The organism is Inquilinus sp., assembly GCF_057815775.1.
Genome location: NZ_JBYRFX010000451.1, coordinates 1 through 4,951 on the forward strand (window position 1 = coordinate 1; position 4,951 = coordinate 4,951).

Consider the following 4,951-nt stretch of genomic DNA (forward strand, 5'->3'; position numbering starts at 1 on the left):
CGGCTGCCGATGGCGACGAAGAAGCGGTCGGAGGCGGGATCCCACAGCACGTTCCGGCTGTGATGGCCCCGGCCGCCGTCGAAGGCTCCGTCCGGGGTGATGCGCTGCGGCTTGGCCTGCGCCTCGGCGTCGCCGGCGGCATAGGGCAGGCGCCACAGCCCGTCGAGATCGGCGATGTACAGCGCGTCCTTGCGCAGCGCCATGCCGTAGGGCTGGTCGAGGCCGGTCACGAACGGCGTCGCCTGGACCTTGCCGCCACCCGCGGCGGGCACCAGCCGCGAGATGCGGCCGGCCTCCGGCTCCGACACCAGCACCGATCCGTCGGGCAGCACGAACAGCTCGCGCGGGCCGGACAGGCCGGAGGCGAACAGCGTGGCCGTCATGCCCTTCGGCACCTGCGGCCGCATCGCATCGGTCCGGTCGACGGTTTCGGAGCTGTTGGCCACGGCATCGGTGGCATAGGGCTTGGGCAGCGATGCCGGCCGGACCTCGAATTTCGTGCCGGGGGCGATGTCCTGCGCCAGCGCCGGCGGGGCGGTCAGCGGAAGGGCGGCAAGCAGGGGAAGGACGAACAGGGCAGGGACCGCGAACGGGCGTCGCATCGGCATCTCCTCCACATCTCTTCTTCACCCAAGATGTGGGGCGGATGTCCCGAGGAAAAGCCCTGTTGGGACAATTGTCCGGCGATCGATTGGCTCAGAGCGGGACGCTGGGTTCGCATGCCACGAACCCGATCCACGATTCGAGAGACAGAAGCGTCATCCCGTGCGCGCTGCGGCACGCAGTGCTGCGGCGCAGACACGGGATCTTCGCGCCATTCCGAAGAGATTCCCGCTTTCGCGGGAATGACGATCAAGGGTCGGGCTGGGATTAAACGTTGAAGCGGAAGTGGAAGATGTCGCCATCGCGGACGATGTAGTCCTTGCCTTCCTGGCGCATCTTGCCGGCGTCCTTCGCCCCCTGCTCGCCGCCGAGCGCGACGAAGCTGTCATAGTCGATGGTCTCGGCCTTGATGAAGCCGCGCTGGATGTCGCTGTGGATCTCCGCCGCCGCTTCCGGCGCCGCGGCCCCGGCCCCTACGGTCCAGGCCCGCGCTTCCTTCGGCCCGACCGTGAAGAAGGTGAGCAGGCCGAGCAGCTTGTAGCCGGCGCGGATCACCTTGTTCAGCCCCGGCTCCTCCAGCCCGATCGAGCCCAGGAACTCCTGCTTCTCCTCGGCCGACAGCTGCGCCAGCTCGGATTCGATCGCGGCGGAGATCACCACCGCCTCGGCCCCTTGCGCCTTCGCCATCGCCTCGACCCGCGCCGAATGGGCGTTGCCGGTCGCGGCCTCGTCCTCCGACACGTTGCAGACATAGAGCACGGGCTTGGAGGTCAAGAGCGCCAGGCGCCGGAACGGCTCGCGCTCATCGGCCGAAAGCTGCACGATGCGGGCCGGCTTGCCCTCGCGCAGCACCACCAGCGCCCGCTCCATCAGCTCGATCTCGACCTTGGCGTCCTTGTCGCCACCCTTGGCGCGCTTGGCCGCGGTCTGCACCCGCCGCTCCAGCGCCTCCAGGTCGGCCAGCATCAGCTCGGTGTCGACGATCTCGGCGTCGCGCACCGGGTCGACCGAGCCCTCGACATGGGTCACCTCGCCCTCGAAGCAGCGCAGCACATGCAGCACCGCATCGGTCTCGCGGATGTTGGCCAGGAACTGGTTGCCCAGCCCTTCGCCCTTGGAGGCGCCGCGCACCAGCCCGGCGATGTCGACGAACTCCAGCTGCGTCGCCACGACCTTGGCCGAGCTGGCGATCGCCGCCAGCTTGTCCAGCCGCGGGTCGGGCACGCCGACCCGGCCGGTGTTCGGCTCGATCGTGCAGAATGGATAGTTCGCTGCTTCCGCCGCCTGGGTGGAGGTGAGCGCGTTGAACAGCGTCGACTTGCCGACATTGGGCAGGCCGACGATGCCGCAATTGAATCCCATGGGTCCCGTCCGATCTTCGAATCGTGGCCCGTCTAGCACGGATGATCCGGCATGGGGAGTCGCGGACCCGCCGGGGCAGGTCGCAGCCGCACTTGACGCCGGCTCCATGGCGATGGCACCTGAGAGGGAGATCGTCGAGACGAGCCGCCGGCAAACACCGTCTGTGCGAGCGAGCCGGATCGCCCTGGTCCACATCTGACATTCCGTCCCCAGCAGTGCCCCCGAGGCTCGGAGACCAGCCCATGACCTTGACCTTGCCCCGAGTCATCGGCCATCGCGGCGCCGCGGCGCTCGCCCCCGAGAACACCCTGGCCGGGTTCCGCAAGGCGGCCGCGCTGGGCGTGCCGATGATCGAGTTCGACGTCAAGCTGACCCGCAACCGCGTGCCGGTGGTGATCCATGACGACACGCTGGACCGCACCACCGACGGCAGCGGCCCGGTCGCCAATTCCGACTTCACGGCGGTGCGGATGCTGGACGCCGGCCGGAAGTTCGCGCCGGAGTTCCGCGGCGAGCGGGTGCCGACCCTGGACGAGGTGCTGACCCTGGCGCTGGAGCTGGGCCTGGCCGTCAACATCGAGATCAAGCCCTGCCCGGGCCGCGAGGTCGAGACTGCCGAGGTGGCGCTGGCGGCGGCGCAGAAGCTGTGGCCGGCCGACCGGCCGGCGCCGCGGGTGTCCAGCTTTGCGATCGAGAGCCTGCTGAAGGCGCGGGAGGTCGCGCCCGACTGGCCGCGCGGCTACCTGATCTGGGAGCGGCCGGCGGTGTGGGCCGCCAATGCCGACGCCATCGGCGCCGCCACGATCAACATCAGCCACGAGAAAGAGACGCCGGAGACGATCGCCGAGTACCGCGCCACCGGCCGGCCGGTGCTGGCCTACACGGTCAACGACGCCACCCGGGCCAAGGCGCTGTTCGATCTCGGCATCGCTGGCGTGTTCTCGGACGCGCCGGACCGCATCCTCGCCCTCTGATTGCCGCTTTTCGCGCCGACACAGGCCGCGATCACGGCATAGGGGCATAGGAGAGACCGGGCGCGTGCAGGGCTTCATCGACCAGGCGATCGCCTTCATCGGCGCCAATGCCGGCTGGGCCGGGCCGATCATCCTGGTCTTCGCCTTCGGCGAGTCCTTTGCCGTGCTGAGCCTGCTGCTGCCCGCCACCACGGTGCTGATCGCCGCCGGCACGCTGATCCAGTCCGGCACGCTGAGCCCCTGGAACGTCATCCCCTGGGCCATCGTCGGCGCCATCCTGGGCGACGCGGTGTCCTACTGGATCGGGGTCTGGCTGACCGACCGGGTCGACCGGATCTGGCCGTTCACCCGTTATCCGCAGATGCTGCGCACCGGCCGCGACTTTTTCACCCGGCACGGCGGCATCAGCGTGTTCCTGGGCCGCTTCCTGGGCCCGGTCCGCGCCGTCATTCCGCTGGTCGCCGGCATGATGGGCATGCGCCACATCCCGTTCCAGATCGCCAATGTTGCGTCCGGAATTCTGTGGGCCCCGGTCTGGGTCGGCTTCGGCTGGTTCGCCGGCGAGACCCTGAACCGAATCTTCGGGATTGAAGATACGGCGCCGGTGCTGATCATACTGGTTGTCGTTGCCACGCTGGTCGGCGCGGCGGCGGCGTTTCGCCTGGTTACGCGCAAGAGCAAGAGCCCGCATGAGGATCGCCCGGATCGCCAATAGCCTGATCGCCGTCCTCGCGCTGGTCGTCGCTGCCGCCGCAGCCGGCCCGGCGCGGGCGGACGGGCTGGACGATTTCTTCAACGGCATCGGCCGCCAGTTCGAACCGGCGAAGCCGAGCCGATCGCAGAGCTGCGCCCAGACCGAGGGCGAATCCCATATGCTGGCGACCACGGCCGAGAGCGACCTCGGCCGGGTGCGTGGCAGGATCGACCGGATCGAGCGCGATGCCGGCACCGGCACCGCCCGCAACCCGATCAACCAGGCCCGCCAGACCGCGCGCCAGGCCCAGGACCTGTCGGCGCGGCTGCGCCGGGCCCAGGCCGCCTATCGCACCATCATCACCCAATGCGGCCGGCCGGACCTGCAGAGCGAGCGGCTGGGCAGCCTGGCCACCCGGCTGGATGCCGAGGCGAAGCGGGCGAACCGGCTGGCCGACCGCATCGCCTCGACCCCGACCGGCGCCCTGCCCGGCGGCCCCCAGGCCTGCCCGGCGCTGGTCGACGACGCCCAGTCGGTCCAGACCGACACCGCCGCCTTCGTCGAGCGCACCGGCCAGCGGCTGCACGAGCTGGAGCGTGTCGACCCGCTGGCCGCCCGCACCGGGGCGCTGTCCGTCGCCGACGCCATCGCGGCGCAACGGCAGCGCGTCGACACCATCGACGCCCGCGCCACCACCCAGGGGCCGGATTGCACCGAGGCGGCGGCGATCCGCGACCACGCCGCTGCCGACCGCCAGACCCTGCAGGCGTTGCAGAACCATGCCGACACGCTGGTCGGCCCCCTCGGGTGCCGGCGGATCCAGGAGCGGCTGTCCGGCCTGGGCCACTACCACGGCCGAGTCGACGGGCTGTTCGGCGACGACACCCGCCTGGCGATCGGCTTCTACCAGCACGCGACCGGGGCCGCCGCCACCGGGCGGCTGACCCGCGGGCAGGCGGATTCGCTGCTGGCCGACCCGGCCACGGCACCGCCGACCCCCCTGGTCGCCGCGCCGCCGGTCCCGGCCCCTGATGCTCCCGTCGTGCTGATTCCGGCCCCCGTCGCCCAGGCCGCGGCCCAGGCTGCCGCCGCGGCCGCACCCGCCCCGACCGGCGATACCACGATCGAGACGGCCGCGACGTCGACGACCTCTTCTGTCGCAACGGCGACGACGGCGGTCGCGACGGCCACGACCGTTGTCGCAACCGCACCCGTGGTCTCGGCCGCGATCTCCGCGGTCGAACCCGCGGCCCCCGCGGCGGCCGAACCACCAGCAGTCCCGGCAGCCACGCCCGAGACCGCAGTCCCCGCCCCGGCC

Annotated in this window: 5 protein-coding genes; 3 read left to right on the forward strand and 2 right to left on the reverse strand. The window is 70.9% G+C overall.

Features of this window, described 5'->3' with window-relative positions:
* Both AC3XYG_RS16040 and ychF read right to left on the reverse strand, forming a co-directional pair.
* A partial coding sequence (locus AC3XYG_RS16040) for a PQQ-dependent sugar dehydrogenase family protein (protein ID WP_489140848.1) occupies nucleotides 1-602 on the reverse strand: 602 nt, incomplete at its 3' end.
* A 268-nt stretch (nucleotides 603-870) separates the two neighbouring features.
* Complete coding sequence (ychF, locus tag AC3XYG_RS16045; protein ID WP_489140849.1) at nucleotides 871-1,965, reverse strand: redox-regulated ATPase YchF; 1,095 nt, start codon at nucleotides 1,963-1,965, stop codon at nucleotides 871-873.
* Nucleotides 1,966-2,207: 242 nt separating this feature from the next.
* Between ychF and AC3XYG_RS16050 the strand changes: the two genes are divergently transcribed.
* From AC3XYG_RS16050 to AC3XYG_RS16060, 3 genes are all read left to right on the forward strand, one after another.
* On the forward strand, nucleotides 2,208-2,939 hold the full coding sequence (locus AC3XYG_RS16050; protein WP_489140850.1) for a glycerophosphodiester phosphodiesterase family protein: 732 nt from the start codon (nucleotides 2,208-2,210) through the stop codon (nucleotides 2,937-2,939).
* Nucleotides 2,940-3,003: 64 nt separating this feature from the next.
* Nucleotides 3,004-3,654 carry a DedA family protein gene (locus tag AC3XYG_RS16055; protein ID WP_489140851.1) on the forward strand — a complete coding sequence of 217 codons (651 nt, stop codon included), beginning with the start codon at nucleotides 3,004-3,006 and terminating at the stop codon, nucleotides 3,652-3,654.
* Nucleotides 3,629-4,951, forward strand: a 1,323-nt coding sequence (locus AC3XYG_RS16060; protein ID WP_489140852.1) for a peptidoglycan-binding domain-containing protein, incomplete at its 3' end; no start/stop codon positions are given. The genes AC3XYG_RS16055 and AC3XYG_RS16060, both read left to right, overlap by 26 nt.

Bases quoted from the DNA above. Each gene is read 5' to 3' on its own strand.
- AC3XYG_RS16050 (WP_489140850.1), top strand. From the start codon at position 2,208: ATGACCTTGACCTTGCCCCGAGTCATCGGCCATCGCGGCGCCGCGGCG.
- ychF (WP_489140849.1), bottom strand. From the start codon at position 1,965: ATGGGATTCAATTGCGGCATCGTCGGCCTGCCCAATGTCGGCAAGTCG.